Here is an 18,869-nt window from a genome sequence, read left to right on the forward strand (position 1 = left end):
TTACTTTGCCTTTTTTATGGGTTATTTTTACGATATTTTAAGTGACCACTATTTAGATACTTGGATTATTTGGCGACGTGCAACAATTTCAATTGATTTGGTTTAGACAAGATTTACGCTTACAAGATCATGCAGCGTTGTGGCATGCAACGACAGCAGGACAAACCATTGCCGTTGTGATTCTTTCACCTGAACAATGGCAATTGCACGATGATGCACCCATTAAAATTGATTTTTATTTGCGTCAACTACAACAACTCAAACAAAATTTAGACTCTCTCAATATTCCTCTGATCATTGAAATTATTCCCCTTTGGAAAAATATCCCTCAATTTATTCAGAAACTATGTTTAGATTTCAATATTACCGATGTACACGCCAATATTGAACTGGGTCAAAATGAATTAACACGTGATGCAAGTATTCAACAATTATTAAACCAGAGTCACAAAGAACTACAACTTTATCATGACCGTACTTTATTTCCTGTAGCCACGATTCGTAATAAAAGTAATCTACCTTATCAAGTGTTTGGTGCCTTTAAAAAGCAATGTTATGAACATCTGAGCATTTCTCTCCCACAATGCTTTCCGCAGCCTGAAGTCCAAAAACAAATCAACATTAAATTCCCTCAGTATCATTCTAAAATTCCAAATATTGAAGAATTATATGAGATGAGTGTTACTCAAAACCAACGTGATTTATGGCAAGTTAGTGAAGCTCATGCCCTGCAATATTTAGATGATTTTATAGAAAATAAAGTAAGCAGCTATCAAAAAGAAAGAGACTTTCCAAATTTAAATGGGACCAGTCAACTCTCTGCTTATTTAAATATTGGTATTCTTTCTATTCGACAATGTATTCAAGCTTTATTTCGTCATCAGCAAGGTCAGTTTCACATTGATAATGAAGGGCAACAAACTTGGCTAGATGAGTTGCTATGGCGAGAGTTCTATCAACATATTTTATTCGATTTTCCAAAAGTTTCTAAGCATCTTCCTTTTAAAGACAATACTCAAAAAATCCAATGGCGACATGCACCTGAAGATTTAATTGCATGGCAACAAGGTCAAACAGGTATTCCTATTGTTGATGCAGGCATGCGTCAACTGCTTTCTACAGGTTGGATGCACAATAGAGTCCGTATGATTGTTGCCATGTTTTTATGTAAAAATCTGCTTATTGATTGGCGTTTAGGCGAACAATGGTTTATGCAACATTTGATCGATGGTGATTTAGCGGCCAATAATGGTGGATGGCAATGGTGTGCTTCAACAGGAACGGATTCTGTACCCTATTTTCGAATATTCAACCCTGTTAGCCAATCGCAAAAATTTGATATGGGTGGTGACTATATTCGTCGCTGGGTTCCTGAATTAATCCATTTAGATGCAAAAATGATTCATGAACCTTATGCTAAAAATCCAAATTTACAATTGAATTATCCAAAGCCGATGGTAGACTTAAAAGCGAGTCGTATTAGAGCAATTGAGGCTTTCAAAAGGATTTCACTATAATTTTAAGCATTAACTGATGTTAAATTATGCTTCGCTTTTTTTTCAAAGTTTTCTCTAAAATATTTAGTCTGATAAAGGGGTTGCATTGCATAAAAATAGTGCAGTACTTCTGCCCTTTTAATTTTATAAATACTGGGTTCAACCCATGAGTATTCTTGTTGAATTTGCTGTTCATATTCTGCAAATCTGTTTGAATCACTGCCTAAAATCGCTAAATCAATATCCAACAAATAATTCAAATCAGAATCTAAAGATGGCTGATGTTTTTTAGTCGCAACAATCCACCAATAAACTTTAGGAATTTGAGCTTGATCAACTATTTCAGTGCAAAGCTTTTTCATTAATTCAGCACTCTGCTCTTCATTATCCGAAACTTTAGGGTCGTAGATAACATCATGAAACCAAATTGCGAGTTCGACAGCAATAGGATCTTGGAGCTGATGTTTGATTTGATGAAATAATTGAAGACATTCAACAATATGCTGAACAGTATGATAATGCCTTTCGGGTTCTGTATAAGCACTTAAAAGTATTGAATAAATTGATGTATTTTTGTCATGAGTTAATGACAATTTGATAGCAAATTGTTCCCAATACATTTGAAATTGATCAATATATTTTTGCATTGGAAACAACCTCATCAATGATTCAAATTAAGTGACTTGTTCATCTCGTTTAAATACCAACTCACCTTTGAGTGAGCTTTCAGCATCAAAATAATAACCACTTATATTAAATGATTTTAAATCTTCTGCCTTTTCCAATTTGTTTTCAATGATGTAACGAGCCATTAAACCACGCGCTTTTTTTGCATAAAAACTGATGACTTTATATTGACCATTTTTCTGATCAAGGAATACAGGTTTAATAATTTCAGCCTGAATTTTACTTTCTTTGACCGACTTATAATATTCATCTGATGAAATATTCACCAACAATTCTAATTCAAACTGTTTTAAATCATCATTAATTAAATGAGTAATGATCTCTCCCCAAAACTCATACAAATTATGACCACGTAAATTGGCTAATTTTGTCCCCATTTCTAAACGATAAGGCATCATTAAATCTAGTGGGCGTAATAATCCATATAAACCTGAAAGCATTCGCAAATGTTTTTGGGCAAATTGAATATCTTCATCTTTTAAATGATAAGCATCCAAACCCGTATAAACATCGCCTTTAAATGCAAAAATTGCCTGTCGAGCATTGGCAAAATTAAAATCAGCATTCCAATCATGAAAGCGACCAACATTTAAAGTAGCAATTTTTTCACTAACACTCATTAATTTGGAGATTTCAGAAGCAGATAATTTACGACTTAGGTCTATAAGCTGTTGAGATTGGTCTAGCAGTCTTGGTAAAGTATGCAAATCAGTAGGAAGTGCAGATTCATAATCTAAAGTCTTAGCAGGGGAAATTAAGGCGAGCATGGTCTTCCTGATCAAAAAATAATTAATCAAACTATAACAGTCGGTTTATTTTAATGCCAATTCGTGTTTTCTGTGAGCATAATCGGTAAACTATAGCGCTTCCCTGCCATCTATCGTTTAAATTATGTCCGATCATCTGTTCATTCAAGGTCCTGTGGGCAAAGTTGAAGTCTTTGTTGACTATCCACAGGGCGAAGTAAAAGGATTTGCTGTCGTTTGTCATCCTCATCCCCTTCAGGGTGGAACACCTCAACATAAAGTCCCTGCATTACTTGCGCAAATTCTTGTTGAACAGGGATGTATTGTTTATCGTCCAAGTTTCCGTGGCTCAGGTCAAAGTGAAGGTATTCACGATGAAGGCTTTGGCGAAAGTGATGATATTTTAGCGGTGATTCAACACGTTCGTCTATTACACAAAGGTCTATCTTTTTATGTCGGTGGATTTAGTTTCGGCGCACATGTTATGGCAAAAGCTTATCATGCTCTACCTGATGAAATTAAACCGAAACAAGTGATTTTATGTGGTCTTCCAACCGCAACAGTCGATGGCATACGAAATTATGTAACACCTGAAATTAAGGGTGATATTTTATTTGTTCATGGTGAAGCAGATCCAACGACATTGTTGTCGGATATGTTGGCTTGGGCTAAACCACAGCGTCATCTCGTTACCGTTTTACCAGGTGCCAACCACTTCTTTACAGGTTATTTAAAACAATTACGAATTGCGATTGCACGGTTTTTATTGGTGCCTTAATCGAATTTAAAAGATACGAAGATCGTATAATAAATGAAGACTAAATTAAGATTTAGCCTTCATTTTTTTAAATCAATATAAGGGTCTTTTGATATTTCATAATGTTCAGCAAATACAAATACACGCTCATTTAAACGAATTTTTAAAATATCTTCTAAATCTAGAGCTGTATCAATATAATAAACAGTATTAGAAATTTAAAATAACAACACTGATAATACTCGTCATTAACGACGCACTCCGAGTAAACAACGTGCACCAATCAAAATTGTACTGCTGTAAATCATCTATTTTTAGATACAAGCACCTGACTAAACATGGCTCATAATATCCGCCCAGATTAAACCGAATTTTGCCAAATACTTTTTGACACGATCACTGTCATTGGTACTTTGTCTTTGCTCACGGGACACTGAAAACAAACGACGACCTGCATCTGCCATAGACTTAGATTTTCGACATATATCAATCACACCTTCCAGTTGAATACGGTCAAACTCATCCAGTTCAGCGATCTGTTCAAGGCTTAAAATATTGGTTAACTGAGAAAATCCTTGCTTCGATTGTTTTGATGGCTGAATGTGCCAGATGTTTTTTAAACGCTGAATTTCAGAATTCACCTCACTTAAACCAATCCGTTCACGATCAGCCAATGTCGCCATTCGGGTCACACTTGCGGTTAAATCGCGAAAGTTCCCCTGCCAGATCGCCTCTGAGGATTGTGCAAAGTCCAAATATTTTTGCAAGGCATCACTATGAAAACGTAATTGACGCTGATGTACATTGGCAAAGCGCTGTAATTCAAATTCAATATTGGGTGCTAAGTCTTCACTACGATCTTTTAAATTGGGCAAAAAGAACGTCCACGTGTTTAAACGTGCCCATAAATCTTCTCGAAATCGTCCTGCCTGAACTTCTTCACGTAAATCTTTATTGGTTCCTGCAATTAATTGAAAATCTGCTTGAACTTCTTTATCACTCCCAACAGGAAAAAATAACTGATCTTCCAATGCTTTTAACAACATTGCCTGTTCATCCAGTCCCAACTCAGCAATTTCATCTAGAAATAAAATGCCCTGATCAGCACTTTTTAAATAACCTGTACGTGCAGATACCGCACCTGTAAAAGCACCTTTACTGTGTCCAAATAATGTGGACATGGTACTGTCCCCGACCAACGTGGCACAGTTCACATCAATAAAACGCCCAGTGAGATGAAACTTTTCTTTTTTTAACTCATAAATCTGTTTGGCTAAATGTGACTTTCCAACGCCCGTCGCTCCCATAATTAAAATCGGTGCTTTTGAGCGGATTGCAACCAATTCAACTTCTTGAATCAGCTGATTAAATCCTTTATTTTTCGTCGCAATATTGGCTTTGAGTTGTTGCCAATTTTCTGTTTTTTCATTTTCAAAGCGTTGTGTCAAAGCTGCATAACGGGATAAATCTAAATCAATAATCCGATATTCACCTTCAGGTTGCTGCTTTCCTGTTGGAGAACTTTGAATGAGTTTTGCAGGCAAATAATGGGCATCAATCAATAAATACCAACAGATTTGTGCAACATGTGTTCCTGTGGTGATATGCAATAAATATTGATTATTTTCTGTATCAAAAGCATAGGATTTTACAAAGTCGTAGAGTGCGCCATACATATCGGAAAAATCCCACGCATCACGGATATTGACTTTTTGGCTGATCATTTGAGTATGCGGTGAAAGCTGCTGTGCATCTTTTTTTAAAAATTCAAATAATCCTGCATTACGGCGATCATGCAAAAGTACCAATTCATCTATGATTAAATCTTCGTGCATCAGTAAACTCATGGTCGGACGCCAGCGCTGCCACCGTTCAGGGTTTTTACCCTGATCCAGCGTAGAACCAACAAAACCGATAACCACTGTTTTTTTAGAATTTTGCATACTTTCTATATAGTTTTATAGTTTCAATTTAAAATAATATAACCAATATCATGCAAGGCATGAAAGACATTTACAGTTTTATCTTCAATATATAAAATGATGACCGTATATTTCTGCAATAAGTCTTTTTTCTTCTCACACCATCACAGTCTGATACGGCTTTTATCTGATGGATCTTTATTCTATTTTTATTTTAAAACAATCACATACTTAAAATTAGGTTTTATTTCCCATGTTACAGTTTACATTTTTAGGGACATCCTCAGGTGTTCCTACACTCACACGCAACGTATCAGGTTTAGCCATACAGCATAACAATAGTAAAGAATGGATTCTGATTGATGCAGGTGAAGGCACACAGCACCGCATTCAACAGGCAAAACTTTCCTTACAGAATTTAAAAGCAATTTGCATTACCCATGTACACGGCGATCATTGTTATGGTTTAGTCGGTTTGCTTGCCAGTGCAGGTATGGGCGCACGCAAAGAACCATTAATCGTGATCGCACCCAAAGAAATTCAGCAATGGTTTGAAGTGACTTGCCAACTGACTGATTTATATCTGCCTTATTCAGTTGAATTTATAGATGTAGGTACATTAACTCATGCTGTTCAGGTGAATGACGAGATTCAAATTTCAACCATTGCCTTACATCACCGTGTAGCAAGTTATGCCTTTGCCATTGAGGCAACACAGCAACATAAAAAACTCAATCTTGAATTATTAAATACCTTACAAATCCCGAAAGGAAAATTATGGGGAGATTTACAACAAGGTAAAAGTGTGGAATGGAACGATCAAGTTGTTGATAGTAAATCTGTTATTAATATTACAACACTACACATCAAAGCCATTGTTTCAGGTGATAATGATCAACCTGAATTGTTAAAAGCGGCATGTGAAAATGTGCATGTTCTGATTCATGAAAGTACCTACAATCAGGCAACTTTAGAGAAAGTGGGTGCAGCACCCATGCACAGTTCGGCAAAAATGGTGGCTGAATTTGCTCAATCTGTAAGTTTACCGAATTTAATTCTGACCCACTTTAGCCCACGCTACCATCATGAAAATGGCATGGCTGAATTAAAACAGGAGGCTCAGCAGTTTTATCATGGGCAATTATTTATGGCGAATGATTTTGATTGTTATGAATTAAATGTGAATGGTGAATTATCACAAATTCACTTTGCTAAACCCAAGGAAAAGTAATTTTCCCAATATTTATTTAGCAGACTTCTTGTATAAAGCCTTCCCTTACAAAACAGTATTTTTCAGCTTTGTAGAGGCAAAATAAAAATACTTGTTAATACTTCTTCAAGAGGTCTAACAATGTGCTTGTTAAAAAATATATAGCCTGCTAGTTTAATGTCTCAACTTAAAACGATAGACAGGTGTCAGTCTTTAAAACGCAAGTTATGTCTATCAAAGTCACCGTTAAAGACAACAATCTCGATCTTGCTTTAGAACAATTAAGAATCAAAAAATACTATTTACACACCAATCATTGGTATAAGAAGTGCCAAAGCTATCAAGACAAGCCCCTCAGCTTAAAACGTAAGAAAAGGGAAATGAAACTTTTAATTGGCCATAGCCAAATATTAGAGGATGACCCACTTGCCCTTCGCCTTAAAATTCACGTTGAAGAACAGTATCAAGCTTTAGAAATAGATCCTACATAAATCACTCAATAGTTTTAAAAATTATCCAACTTTCAATATCCGTGTACGACTAACATGGATATTGAAATATAAAGTAAAAAAAATGAAATGAAATAAAAGTGAAGTTCATCATCTCGCAAGCTATTTAGAATGTATTTCTGAAGCAGATAAGCAAATTAGAGAGTTTTTAATCACCGCTGACTATATTCGATATGATGATAATTTAGATGTAAAAACCAATTTTTAAAAAAACTACCCACATTTAAAAAAATATAAGTTAATCACAGAACAGATTTCACTTGAGCAATTAGAAAGTCATATATTTCCTAATTTTTTATTGTGTAATACCATTTTACCGACACAAAAATTAGACGATAAAAAGGCCTTCCTCACATTCCGTATACTTGACTATATAGCACAATGTTGTGAATACCGATTTCCCAGCAATCCGATGTACTTTCTAAAGTGTCATTTTCCAGATAGTGAAATAAATTATTAGTGGCGAAAAATATGCAATAAGCATACCCCAATAGAATATATCTATATATATTTAAATATATATATAGATATAAATTAAATACAAAATCTTTATTAAATATAATCCATAATATATTATAAACTTTATAAAATAATATTATTCAATAACTTAAATTGATAAATATCAAAAACACAAAACTTGGCACACTCTCTGCAATATACATAACATACATCATGTGATGTATAAAAATATCACCTGTCTGCAAACGCTTGGCAGGCAGGTTTAGAAAAGGATAAAGCAATGACCATGTCAATTATTGAACAAATCGAAAAACAAGCTGAAAATGAGCGAGCTTATAACATCATTCAGGATGAAAAAGGTGTCCCAATTAAAATGTGGACAAAGGGCGTTCCTGTCGATGAAAAATCTAAAGATCAACTATTAAGAACAGCGCAAATGCCATTTATTTATAAATGGATGGCGGTCATGCCAGACGTACATTTTGGCTTAGGTGCAACCATTGGAAGCGTGATTCCAACCAAAGGTGCAATTATTCCTGCTGCGGTCGGTGTGGATATTGGTTGTGGCATGATGGCAACACGTACCTCTTTAACCGCGTCGGATTTACCCGATAATTTGCACGGACTTCGTACCGAACTTGAACGCTTAATTCCACATGGAATGACCAAAACCCGTGGTGGTGGTCGTGATCGTGGTTCATGGGAAAACCCTGCTGAACGTGTCGATGCTGTTTGGGCAGAACTGGCCGCAGATTTTGATTTCATTTGTGCCAAGCATCCTCGTTTAAAAAACACCAATAATCGCAAACACTTGGGAACATTAGGAACAGGAAATCACTTTGTTGAAATCTGTTTAGATGAGCATCAACAGGTGTGGATTATGTTGCACTCAGGTTCTCGGGGTGTAGGAAATGCAATTGGTACCTATTTTATTGATCTTGCCCGCAAAGATATGCAGAAACATTTCATTAATTTGCCTGATAAAGATTTGGCTTATTTGCTTGAAGGAACAGAGCATTTTGATGATTATTGGTTTGCTGTGGGTTGGGCGCAGCGTTTTGCCATGAAAAACCGTGAGTTAATGATGGAGGCTGCCATTAAAGCACTTGGAATTATTGTGCCTAAACCATTCAATGCCAAACTTGAAGCAGTCAATTGTCATCATAATTATGTGGATAAAGAAGAGCATTTTGGACAGGAAGTGATGGTGACACGTAAAGGTGCAGTACGTGCCCGTTTGGGTGAGTATGGAATTATTCCGGGTTCGATGGGGGCAAAGTCTTTTATTGTTCGTGGTAAGGGAAATCAGGAATCATTTTGTTCTTGTTCGCATGGTGCAGGCCGTGTTTTAAGCCGTACTGCTGCAAAAAAACTGTTTACTGTGGAAGATCAGATTGCGCAGACTGAGGGTGTGGAATGTCGTAAAGATGCAGCGGTGATTGATGAAATTCCGTCTGCGTATAAACCGATTGAAGATGTGATGAAAGCGCAAAGTGATTTGGTGGAAGTGGTGTATACCTTACGTCAAGTCGTGTGTGTGAAGGGATGAAATATGGGTAATAAAATAAAATTCACTCTTAATGATTGGGAAAAAGAGCATCAGGAAAAAATATTTTTCTTGAATCTTGATTTAGGTGCTGAAATACACTGGTTTTTTACACAAGCATTAGAAGCAATGAAACATTCATTGTTTCTACCTGCATGTATTTCTTTTATTCATGGAATTGAAGCATCTATACGGGTGACATATTCCAAGCAATTAAAATCATCAACATATACATTGAATAATTTCAACGATGTGCCAACATTAAGCAACTCTTTACTAAAAAAAGCCCAAAATATTGGAATACCTATTAATTTTTTTAAATTACCCAATGAAGCAGATTTTGAACAAAACTTAATTTCTAAGAAACCAAATCTAAAATATGTAGAAATAGTTAGAGTTAGACATAATCTAGCACACGGTAATATTTTCGAATTTATCAATAAAGAACTTGGTGAAAATAATATGTTTTTCACACCAGAATGCTGTAAAGAATTAACAGAAAATTTATATGAAATTTCAAAAAATTGGTGTGTTGAACTATCTAAATTTAAAGAGAAAATAAAATGAAACTCGCAGAAGCACTCTTACTACGAAGCGATCAACAGAAAAAAATCGCTTCACTCAAACAACGTATCAATGCGAACGTATTGGTACAAGACGGTGATGAGCCATCGGAAGACCCAAATGAATTACTGCAACAAGTTTTTGCAGCTACACAGGAATCTCAAAAACTCGTTTATGCGATTCATCAAACCAATGCTTTGGCCAAGCTGAAAGATGGCCGTTCACTCCTTGAATTACTCACCCAACGGGATGAGTTAGTCGAACGGCATAAAATTTTAACTTCTGCCATTAGTAATACACACCGTGAGCCTGATCGTTATAGTTCACGAGAAATTAAATGGCATAAAGTCATTGCTGTATCCTCCCTGCAAAAACAGGCAGATGATATCAGTGCGAAATTACGTGATTTAAATGTTTTAATTCAAGCAAGTAATTGGCAAATAGATTTGCTTGAAATTTAAAAGTTTGATGTGTCTCGGCACATAAACCCTTTTGGACATACTGGGCGAGTATAAGATCCCCTACCTCCACAACACAGGATTGAAAATAATGTGCAGTGGCTTGCTAAGCGAGCGGGTCAGCTTAAAAATTTAAGCACACATCAACCCATCACTTTGCACAACTCAAACCTTTGTGAGAACAAAGTTATAACTCACTTGGCACTACCCTGTACTGACAGTATGTTCACTTTTTAGGATAAAAATAATGAATTACACATGCATTTGCTGTGAACACTTTACCCGTGACGAGCCACATAGCGGTTTTGATTATGAGATTTGTCCAATTTGTTTCTGGGAAGATGACTCTGTTCAAAATGCTTCTCCTAATTCATATTCAGGGGCCAATGCTGTTTCACTGAATGAAGCCAAAATGAACTATCAAAAATTTGGTGTGAGTGAATTAAGATTCTTGCAGTCTGTAAGAAAACCAAATAATTTACAAAAAAATGATGAAGAATAAATCAATGAATACATCCTTAAAAAACAAAACCATCCAGATTGATGGCTCCATTGGCGAAGGTGGAGGGCAAATCCTACGGACTGCCCTTTCCCTTTCCATGCTCACGGGTATTTCTTTTGAACTCATCAACATCCGTGCAGGGCGTAAAAAACCAGGGTTAATGCGTCAGCATCTGGTGTGTGTACAAGCCTCACAACGCATCAGCAATGCAATAGTTGAAGGTGCAGAACTACATTCCACCCGATTGTATTTTCAACCTCAGCAAGTACAATCAGGTCAGTATGATTTTCAAATTGGCTCTGCTGGAAGTACTATTTTGGTATTACAGACCCTACTTCCTGCATTGATGATGCAAGATCACGCCAGCCAAATCAGTATTCATGGCGGAACGCATAATCCAATGGCGCCGACGGCAGATTTTATTCAACAGTGCTTTTTGCCTGCAATTCAACAACTGGGGATTCAAGTCGATTTTAGTTGTGAACGTGCAGGGTTCTTTCCAATTGGTGCAGGTCAAATTAATGCCATGATTCATCCATGGTTGGAAAAATCAAAATGTACTCTTTTGCAGCGCGGAAAAATAAGTTCGATACACGCTTATGCGATTGCCCTCAATATTCCACAGGATATTGCAGAACGTGAATTACAAGTTTTAACCAGAAAACTTGAACTAACGGAATGTAAAAAACTTTATCTTCAAGGAATTAGTCAGGGTAATTCTGCTTTTGTCGTTTTAAAATATGAAAATCATCAACAGGTATTTTCTGCGCTGGGTGAAAAACGAAAAACAGCAGAAAGTGTTGCGAAGGAGCTAGCCAATGAAGTGAAAAGCTATATAAGTTCAGATGCTGTAGCCGATGAATACTTAGCTGATCAGTTGTTATTACCTTTAGCTTTGGGTAAAGGTGGTGAGTTTACGGCGCAAGTCATCAGCGAACATACCCGAACGCAGGCAGAAATGATTCAAAAGTTTTTGGATTGTAATATTACATTTGAGCCAATTGGTCATATTTTCAAAGTGAGTGTGGAAATTTAAAGGCATTCTTAAAATGCCTCCCTTTAAAGTGAATCTATTTAAAAAATAATTTTTTAAAATTTAGATAATTAAATCATTAGACATCTTGTACAAGTATTCATGTCCTTTTTCTATTCGGAAGGAAAATAAAATGCTTTCATGCAAGAAGTCTAATTTAGCTATCCATAGCCAATTGATATAAAAAGTCTAAATGCGTTGCGGCATCGCCTTTATCTAAATTTAAATCGTCTTTTCGACCACCTAACCTTAAAGCAGGCAAAAAACAATACATTTGATTATTTTTTAATTTCCCATATTTATCTTGTGCTTTTTCAAGCAAGGTCTTTTCTAAAAAAACGTCAATGATTTCATCACTACAAAGCCAATCATTAAAAAATTCACTCATTGACCAAACTGTCACATCAACTTCAGAAGTTTGAGCATCAATGAAGGAAATATCCTCATCTTCATCACTCAATTTACGGTAATAAAAAATCACACCAAATGCTGAAATAGCAATGGGTAAGCGTGTCATATCAGGTTCAGATTTCATTAACCAATCCCAAAGCACACTTTGGTAAAGCTCAGGATTGATAATTTGAATAAGACCATTACCATAAAAACCAAAACTGTGTATTTTCCACAACTCTAATAATGCTTCTGGTAAATGAGCTTTATATTTTTCAATAATGTCATCACTCACGCGATTTTCAATTTGATCTACTGGAAATTTATTTATAAATTCTTGTAATTGCATAACTCAATCCTAAAACAAGTAATTCGAATTAACTTTTCCATTCGAAAAAACTAAATGCATCATCTTCTTTCAATGTGTTTTCTACAGCATCAGCCAATTGCTTAATCACACTTTGTGTTGCAATTTTTTTAAACCAAACTTGTTCTTCATCTGCATGTGCTGAAATTTCACAAAGTAATGAGCCATCTTCTTCATTCAAACGACAACTCACGCCCAATGCAACAGGATGCTCTTCTACACTCACAGCAAGCTGATCTGCTGAATGGGTTGTCTCAGTTTTAAAACCATATTGAGAAAGTTGAGTAGACAATAAATCCGTCACATATTTCTGTGTGACGTGGCAGGCATTTACACCATGCTCATGGTTTTCACAGTTCGCTGTAAATTTTAATGTTCTCATTGCTTCATCCAAAAGGCTTTTTTCTTGTATGTTTGAGCATAAGCAATAAAAACAAAACAGCCAAGCAAAAGCTTGGCTGTTGTCGAACAAATATACAGATATTAGACCAATGATTGATTAGACTTCTGCATCTACCTTTTTATTTCTCTTATAAAAAGAAAAACTAAAAAACTATTCATCGTAATCCAAGATCTCTATTTAAAAGGCTTACTCACTGACTTGAATGGCAAGACCTGCTTGATTTGCCAATTGCGTAAATGTTGGGAAACTAGTCGCAACTGTTTCAGTTCCGATAATTTTAATTTCGCCTGATGTACGCAAACCTGCCATTGAAAAACTCATAGCAATACGATGATCGTGGTGTGATTCAATTTCACCACCTGTAAAGATGGTAGACCAATCACCTGATTTACCTTTACCTTCAATGATGACGCCATCATCTGTCGGAGTACAATCAATCCCCATGGTTTTTAAGCCATCTGCCATCACTTGAATACGATCAGATTCTTTCACACGAAGCTCAGCTGCGCCTGTCAAAATGGTTTGACCTTCTGCACATGCAGCAGCAATAAACAAAGATGGAAATTCATCAATCGCCAAAGGTACTTGATCTTCAGGCATATGAATGCCTTTTAAAGTACGACTACCGCGAATACGAATGTCTGCAATTGGTTCACCACCTGCAACACGTTCATTTTCAACCGTTAAATCTGCACCCATTTGTTTCAGAATTTCAATCACACCTGTACGTGTTGGATTAATTCCGACTGCTTCAAGAGTGACATCAGAACCTTCAGTAATGGCAGCACCAACCATAAAGAATGCAGCAGATGAAATATCTGAAGGAACTTGAATATCTGTTCCCACCAATTTACCGCCGCCTTGGAGTGAAATACGATTGCCTTCTGTTTTCACTTCATAACCAAATGCACGCAACATACGTTCAGAATGGTCACGTGTCGGTTCAGGTTCAGTTACAACGGTTTCACCATTTGCCCAAAGACCAGCAAGTAAAATACCTGATTTCACTTGAGCAGATGCCATTGGTAAATCATAGTGAATGCCTTGTAAATTTTGACTACCTGTAATCGAAATGGGTGGTGTACCACGTTCACCTGTAGTTTGAATTTGCGCACCCATTTCACGTAAAGGTTTTGCAATACGCTCCATTGGACGTTTAGACAGTGAGGCATCACCTGTCATCACAGAATCAAATTTCTGTGCAGATAACATGCCTGAAAGCAAACGCATCGATGTACCTGAATTGCCCATATACAACGATGTTTTCGGTGCTTTTAAGCCATGCATACCGACACCATGAATAGTCACTTCACCATTCTTTGGTCCTTCAATGCTGACGCCCATATCACGGAACGCTTGCAAGGTTGCAAGTGCATCTTCACCTTCAAGAAAGCCTGTCACATGCGTTGTACCTTCTGCAATCGCACCGAACATAATGGAACGATGTGACACTGATTTGTCACCCGGCACGGTAAATTTACCATTAAATGTATGAGATCCCGGCAAAATGCTAAATTGTTGTGTCACCTTATTCTTCTCCATCAAAGGTTTATTGGCGAGCATATGATTGAAATGCTGACGTGCCGCTTGTGCATGTCCGAGCAATCCCATCAAGGCTTGTGAATCTTCAGTTTCAATCAGTTGACGAATGATCGCAAGTTGACTTTCAAAACCATCCACTGCATTGAGTATGGCTTTTTTATTGGCAAAAAAGATGTCATGCCACATTTGTGGATCACTGGCAGCAATTCGGGAAAAATCCCGAAAACCACCCGCTGCATAACGAAAGATATCTAAATTATCTTCACGATTGGCCAGTTGTTCAACCAAGTTAAATGCCATCAGGTGCGGTAGATGGCTGGTATGCGCAAGCACTTCATCGTGCTTATCCACATCCATACAAATCACTTCTGCTTTCGCCGCTTGCCACAATTGAATCAGCTTTTCGACAGCCCAATCTGCACTGCTTGGTAAAGGCGTAAGGATGACTTTGTGATTAACAAATAAATCCACTTTACCTGCATGTACACCTGTATGTTCTGCCCCTGCAATCGGATGTCCCGGTACAAAACCTTCAGGAAGATCTTCACCATAAACTGCTTTTGCAGCATCAACCACATTACCTTTAGTACTACCCACATCAGTAATAATGGTTTTTCCTGACAAATAAGGTTGAATCGCTTCTAAAACTTTTTGTGTAGCACGCACAGGCAAAGCCAAAACAACCAGATCTGCATCTTGAACTGCATCAATCGGATTATGAAAACCTTCCGAAATTAAACCCAAAGCTTTGGCATCATCTAATGTTTTTTGCGAACGTGTAGACGCAACAATTGTTACTGCTAAATTTTCCGCAATCATCACACGAGCAAGGCTTGAACCAATCAACCCTAGCCCGATAAATGCAACTTTTTTAAATAGAGGTTGAGACATGATTATTGATAAACCCTTTTATAAACCTTTTATCGACAACCTTCTATTACAGAACAGCCACAGGGTAAGAACCGAGAACACGCACTTCTTTAACCAAAGGACGAATATCTTCAATCGCAGCTTTTACATTGTCTTGTTCAACATGACCTTCTAAATCAATAAAGAACACATAAGCCCATTTTTCAGGTAATGCAGGACGAGTTTCAATACTGGTCAAACTAATATTATGTTTCGCAAATGGCGCTAAAATTTCCAATAACGCCCCTGCACGGTCATGTGCAGACACCAATAATGAGGTTTTATCATTACCACTTTGTGGAATACGTTCACGACCAATCACTAAGAAACGTGTGGTATTTTCAGGATTATCTTCAATATTACTATGTAAAATTTCTAGATCATAAATGCTTGCCGCAACATCAGATGCAATTGCAGCAGAATGCCATTCATTACGAATACGACGTGCAGCTTCCGCATTTGAACTGAGTGCAACACGCTCTACACCTGGATAATGTGCATCTAACCAACCGCGACATTGCGCTAACGTTTGTTGATGTGCATAAATTTGTTTAATGCTATTTTTCTGAGTATTTGATGACACTAAAAACTGGTGATGAATACGCAATTCAACTTCACCAATCACATTTAAATGTGATGATTTAAAACAATCTAAAGTATGGTTAACCACACCTTCAGATGAGTTTTCAACAGGGACTAGACCATAATGTGCACTGCCAGCTTCCACTTCACGGAACACTTCATCAATGGTTGGCAATGGGCGGACCACTGCATCTTGACCAAAATGTTTGAGTACCGCTGAATGCGTATATGTGCCCACAGGACCTAAGAAAGCAATACTTTGTGGTGCTTCTAAAGCCAAACATGCTGACATGATTTCACGGAATAAACGCGCCATTGTGGTATCGGACAATGGTCCTTCATTACGTTCCATAACATTACGTAAAACTTGTGCTTCACGCTCAGGACGATAAAACAGTGGATTCTCTTCCGATGCAAATTTCGCTTTTGCAACCGCTTCTGCCAATCGGGCACGACGGTTAATAAGTTGCTGAATCTGTTGATCGACAGAATCAATATCTTCACGGATTTTAGAAAGGTCTAGAGAAGTCGTGGTGTTTTGATCATCGTTGATCATTGTTATGTCGCCCTATCGCAAAAACGGTATATTTAAACAGTATAACAATAGTTAGCTTTCAATTGTTACGCAATAAAGCTTTTCAATCTTTAGATTTAAAAATATACAACTAGACTAAACTTCCACACACTTCACATCGCTTATTTACACATCATCACGTTATATAGGAATGCTTTTACTTTTCATGACTCATCCGATACAAAGCAAATATAGTTTTTCCTATTGAAACCCGTAAGCTAAATAGATTGAAAATAATTTGAGCACGGATGATGAATAAACGAATCGCAGTTTTGGTCACACATGACTTCGAAGAGAATGAGTATCATCATCCTGTCGAAGCTTTTCGCGCTGCAAGCCATAGTGTCCGCAATATTGAAAAACAAGCGGGAAATATTGTTTATGGTCAGCAAAGACGTTCATCGGTCAGTATTGATTTAGGTATTGATGATATTTGTATTCATGATTTTGATGCATTGATGATTCCCGGTGGTGGTTCACCCGATTTTTTAAAAAAAGATGATCGTTTTATCAATTTCTTACAACAATTTGGAAATGCGCAAAAACCTATATTTTTATGTTGTTATAGCACGCAATTACTCATTCATGCCCGACTTGCGATTGGCAGAAGACTTAGCTCCGTAGACAATGTTGTATATGACTTAAAAAATGCGGGTGCGGTACTCTTTGATCGAGATGTGGTAAATGACAATAATCTTTATGTGACCTCTCGCTCGACACTCGAATTGCCAGTCTTTATTCATGAATGTTTAAATGTACTCAGAGCTTGATTAAATCTCTTGGAGAAATCAGCTTCTAATCAATATCTGTTTCATAATGGATATTCCCTCTCTTTTAGGGAGAAGCCATATTCAATATAGATTATATGAACTAGATATTCTCACTATAAAAAAGCCTTCTCAGTAGAAGGCTTTTTCTTTGATTTGTATCAATTATCGACCAATCATTCCACGAGCGACAATTTCTTTCATAATTTCGTTTGTTCCACCGTAAATACGTTGAATACGTGCATCTACAAAGAAACGTGAAATTGGATATTCAGTCATATAACCGTAACCACCAAATAATTGTAGCAGGCTATCAATAACTTTCATTTGCATATCTGAGCTAAAGCATTTTAATGCTGCTGCAGTTTCTACATCTAATTTACTTTCTTTATATAAAGCAAGGTTTTGGTTGTAAAAGGCGGCTGTTGCCAATTCATCAATTTTAGCTTGCGCCAAAACAAAACGTGTATTTTGGAAACTACCAATTTTTTGACCAAACGCTTGACGCTCTTGTACATATTGCGTAGTCACATCAATTGCTCCACGAATCGCACCCAATGCTGTTGCAGCAATTGCAGTACGTTCACGTGGCAATTCTTGCATTAAATAAGCAAAACCTTGTCCTGCATTTCCTAGCAATTGATTCGCTGGCACTTTCACATTATCAAAGAATAACTCAGAGGTATCTTGTGAATGTAAGCCAATTTTGTCCAGATTTGTGCCTTTTTTAAAGCCTTCTAAATGTGTATCAACCAAAAGTAATGACACACCTTTTGCACGTGCTTGAGGATCAGTTTTAGCAGCCAATACGACTAAATCTGCATGCTGACCATTTGAAATAAAGGTTTTTGAACCATTTAACAAATAATGATCACCATTTAAAATTGCAGATGAACGCATCCCTTGTAAGTCAGAACCTGCACCCGGTTCAGTCATACCAATTGCACCCACCACTTCACCAGATACCATTTTTGGTAACCAATGCTGCTTTTGTTCTTCTGTTGCAATATGCAGAATATAAGGTGCGGCAATTTCAGAGTGACAGGAAATTGCCGTTGAAAGTGCACCATAACCAGCACGTGCAGACTCTTCAATTAACATTAAAGAATATTCAGTCGGTACGCCGTAACCACCGTATTCCTCAGGTACATCTACACATAAGTAGCCATTTTCACCCAAGAGTGTCCAAACAGGGCGTGGCATTAAGCCTTCACGTTCCCATTTTTCATAGTGTGGAGCAATGTGCTCGCTCATAAAGCGTTTAAAATTATCACGGAAAAGTTCTAAATCTGCATCATACGCTAGCATTACTTATATTCCTTGTTACCGTTGTTGTTCGACTAATGTGTAGTTCCAACAATTCAGTTGTTTTAACGATGTCGTTTCATTTTAACTAACGACATCCTAATTAATTTTTTTGATTCTGTCATGATCCGATGAGGTCAC

The 18,869-nt window shown here is 36.9% G+C and carries 18 protein-coding genes; 10 read left to right on the forward strand and 8 right to left on the reverse strand.

Annotated elements, in window-relative coordinates; translation table 11 throughout:
• Positions 1-77 precede the first annotated feature (77 nt).
• Positions 78-1,517 (forward strand): cryptochrome/photolyase family protein, encoded by a 1,440-nt coding sequence (locus B9T35_RS15500; protein WP_086192001.1) that lies wholly within the window; start codon positions 78-80, stop codon positions 1,515-1,517.
• Positions 1,518-1,519: 2 nt separating this feature from the next.
• Here the strand turns inward: B9T35_RS15500 and B9T35_RS15505 are convergent, their stop codons facing one another.
• The gene (locus B9T35_RS15505) at positions 1,520-2,143 is read right to left on the reverse strand and encodes a metal-dependent hydrolase (RefSeq protein ID WP_086192002.1); all 624 of its coding nucleotides are present in this window, start codon (positions 2,141-2,143) and stop codon (positions 1,520-1,522) included.
• A gap of 27 nt (positions 2,144-2,170) precedes the next feature.
• The gene (gene yaaA / locus B9T35_RS15510) at positions 2,171-2,950 is read right to left on the reverse strand and encodes a peroxide stress protein YaaA (RefSeq protein WP_086192003.1); all 780 of its coding nucleotides are present in this window, start codon (positions 2,948-2,950) and stop codon (positions 2,171-2,173) included.
• A gap of 124 nt (positions 2,951-3,074) precedes the next feature.
• On the opposite strand from yaaA, the gene B9T35_RS15515 reads away from it, so the two are divergent.
• Positions 3,075-3,707, forward strand: a complete 633-nt coding sequence (locus tag B9T35_RS15515) for an alpha/beta hydrolase (RefSeq protein WP_086192004.1) — start codon at positions 3,075-3,077, stop codon at positions 3,705-3,707.
• 311 nt (positions 3,708-4,018) lie between these two features.
• On the opposite strand, the gene rtcR is transcribed toward B9T35_RS15515, so the two are convergent.
• Complete coding sequence (gene rtcR, locus B9T35_RS15520; RefSeq protein WP_086192005.1) at positions 4,019-5,629, reverse strand: RNA repair transcriptional activator RtcR; 1,611 nt, start codon at positions 5,627-5,629, stop codon at positions 4,019-4,021.
• A gap of 232 nt (positions 5,630-5,861) precedes the next feature.
• On the opposite strand from rtcR, the gene B9T35_RS15525 reads away from it, so the two are divergent.
• From B9T35_RS15525 to rtcA, 7 genes are all read left to right on the forward strand, one after another.
• Positions 5,862-6,839, forward strand: a complete 978-nt coding sequence (locus B9T35_RS15525; RefSeq protein WP_086192006.1) for a ribonuclease Z — start codon at positions 5,862-5,864, stop codon at positions 6,837-6,839.
• Between the two features lie 206 nt (positions 6,840-7,045).
• A complete protein-coding gene (locus B9T35_RS15530; RefSeq protein WP_086192007.1) occupies positions 7,046-7,309 on the forward strand; it encodes a hypothetical protein in 264 nt (87 codons plus the stop codon).
• Positions 7,310-8,072: 763 nt separating this feature from the next.
• On the forward strand, positions 8,073-9,335 hold the full coding sequence (locus B9T35_RS15535) for an RtcB family protein (RefSeq protein ID WP_086192033.1): 1,263 nt from the start codon (positions 8,073-8,075) through the stop codon (positions 9,333-9,335).
• A gap of 3 nt (positions 9,336-9,338) precedes the next feature.
• A complete protein-coding gene (locus B9T35_RS15540) occupies positions 9,339-9,899 on the forward strand; it encodes a hypothetical protein (RefSeq protein ID WP_086192008.1) in 561 nt (186 codons plus the stop codon).
• Positions 9,896-10,357: a DIP1984 family protein gene (locus B9T35_RS15545; protein WP_086192009.1), complete on the forward strand. Its 462-nt coding sequence runs from the start codon at positions 9,896-9,898 to the stop codon at positions 10,355-10,357. Before B9T35_RS15540 ends, B9T35_RS15545 begins: the two co-directional genes overlap by 4 nt.
• A gap of 244 nt (positions 10,358-10,601) precedes the next feature.
• Entirely contained in the window at positions 10,602-10,856 is a 255-nt protein-coding gene (locus B9T35_RS15550) for a CPCC family cysteine-rich protein (RefSeq protein WP_086192010.1), read from the forward strand.
• Positions 10,857-10,860: 4 nt separating this feature from the next.
• Positions 10,861-11,892, forward strand: coding sequence for an RNA 3'-terminal phosphate cyclase (rtcA, locus tag B9T35_RS15555; protein ID WP_086192034.1), 1,032 nt, complete (start codon positions 10,861-10,863; stop codon positions 11,890-11,892).
• A 154-nt stretch (positions 11,893-12,046) separates the two neighbouring features.
• On the opposite strand, the gene B9T35_RS15560 is transcribed toward rtcA, so the two are convergent.
• The 4 genes from B9T35_RS15560 to pheA form a co-directional block, all read right to left on the reverse strand.
• Positions 12,047-12,628, reverse strand: coding sequence for a GAD-like domain-containing protein (locus B9T35_RS15560; protein WP_086192011.1), 582 nt, complete (start codon positions 12,626-12,628; stop codon positions 12,047-12,049).
• A 28-nt stretch (positions 12,629-12,656) separates the two neighbouring features.
• Positions 12,657-13,028 carry a hypothetical protein gene (locus B9T35_RS15565; RefSeq protein ID WP_086192012.1) on the reverse strand — a complete coding sequence of 124 codons (372 nt, stop codon included), beginning with the start codon at positions 13,026-13,028 and terminating at the stop codon, positions 12,657-12,659.
• A 207-nt stretch (positions 13,029-13,235) separates the two neighbouring features.
• Entirely contained in the window at positions 13,236-15,482 is a 2,247-nt protein-coding gene (locus tag B9T35_RS15570; protein ID WP_086192013.1) for a bifunctional prephenate dehydrogenase/3-phosphoshikimate 1-carboxyvinyltransferase, read from the reverse strand.
• Between the two features lie 46 nt (positions 15,483-15,528).
• A complete protein-coding gene (gene pheA, locus B9T35_RS15575; RefSeq protein ID WP_086192014.1) occupies positions 15,529-16,638 on the reverse strand; it encodes a prephenate dehydratase in 1,110 nt (369 codons plus the stop codon).
• A gap of 269 nt (positions 16,639-16,907) precedes the next feature.
• Here pheA and B9T35_RS15580 point away from each other — a divergent pair, with 269 nt between their 5' ends.
• A complete protein-coding gene (locus tag B9T35_RS15580; protein ID WP_086192015.1) occupies positions 16,908-17,426 on the forward strand; it encodes a DJ-1/PfpI family protein in 519 nt (172 codons plus the stop codon).
• A 162-nt stretch (positions 17,427-17,588) separates the two neighbouring features.
• Here B9T35_RS15580 and B9T35_RS15585 read toward each other — a convergent pair whose 3' ends face one another.
• Positions 17,589-18,731, reverse strand: coding sequence for an acyl-CoA dehydrogenase family protein (locus B9T35_RS15585; RefSeq protein ID WP_086192016.1), 1,143 nt, complete (start codon positions 18,729-18,731; stop codon positions 17,589-17,591).
• Positions 18,732-18,869: the final 138 nt, after the last annotated feature.

It is taken from the genome of Acinetobacter sp. ANC 3832 (assembly GCF_002135415.1).
Classification (GTDB): Bacteria; Pseudomonadota; Gammaproteobacteria; order Pseudomonadales; family Moraxellaceae; genus Acinetobacter.

Coding starts and splice junctions, on each gene's coding strand:
- B9T35_RS15505 (WP_086192002.1), bottom strand. CDS start 2,143: ATGCAAAAATATATTGATCAATTTCAAATGTATTGGGAACAATTTGCT.
- yaaA (WP_086192003.1), bottom strand. CDS start 2,950: ATGCTCGCCTTAATTTCCCCTGCTAAGACTTTAGATTATGAATCTGCA.
- B9T35_RS15515 (WP_086192004.1), top strand. CDS start 3,075: ATGTCCGATCATCTGTTCATTCAAGGTCCTGTGGGCAAAGTTGAAGTC.
- rtcR (WP_086192005.1), bottom strand. CDS start 5,629: ATGCAAAATTCTAAAAAAACAGTGGTTATCGGTTTTGTTGGTTCTACG.
- B9T35_RS15525 (WP_086192006.1), top strand. CDS start 5,862: ATGTTACAGTTTACATTTTTAGGGACATCCTCAGGTGTTCCTACACTC.
- B9T35_RS15530 (WP_086192007.1), top strand. CDS start 7,046: ATGTCTATCAAAGTCACCGTTAAAGACAACAATCTCGATCTTGCTTTA.
- B9T35_RS15535 (WP_086192033.1), top strand. CDS start 8,073: ATGTCAATTATTGAACAAATCGAAAAACAAGCTGAAAATGAGCGAGCT.
- B9T35_RS15540 (WP_086192008.1), top strand. CDS start 9,339: ATGGGTAATAAAATAAAATTCACTCTTAATGATTGGGAAAAAGAGCAT.
- B9T35_RS15545 (WP_086192009.1), top strand. CDS start 9,896: ATGAAACTCGCAGAAGCACTCTTACTACGAAGCGATCAACAGAAAAAA.
- B9T35_RS15550 (WP_086192010.1), top strand. CDS start 10,602: ATGAATTACACATGCATTTGCTGTGAACACTTTACCCGTGACGAGCCA.
- rtcA (WP_086192034.1), top strand. CDS start 10,861: ATGAATACATCCTTAAAAAACAAAACCATCCAGATTGATGGCTCCATT.
- B9T35_RS15560 (WP_086192011.1), bottom strand. CDS start 12,628: ATGCAATTACAAGAATTTATAAATAAATTTCCAGTAGATCAAATTGAA.
- B9T35_RS15565 (WP_086192012.1), bottom strand. CDS start 13,028: ATGAGAACATTAAAATTTACAGCGAACTGTGAAAACCATGAGCATGGT.
- B9T35_RS15570 (WP_086192013.1), bottom strand. CDS start 15,482: ATGTCTCAACCTCTATTTAAAAAAGTTGCATTTATCGGGCTAGGGTTG.
- pheA (WP_086192014.1), bottom strand. CDS start 16,638: ATGATCAACGATGATCAAAACACCACGACTTCTCTAGACCTTTCTAAA.
- B9T35_RS15580 (WP_086192015.1), top strand. CDS start 16,908: ATGAATAAACGAATCGCAGTTTTGGTCACACATGACTTCGAAGAGAAT.
- B9T35_RS15585 (WP_086192016.1), bottom strand. CDS start 18,731: ATGCTAGCGTATGATGCAGATTTAGAACTTTTCCGTGATAATTTTAAA.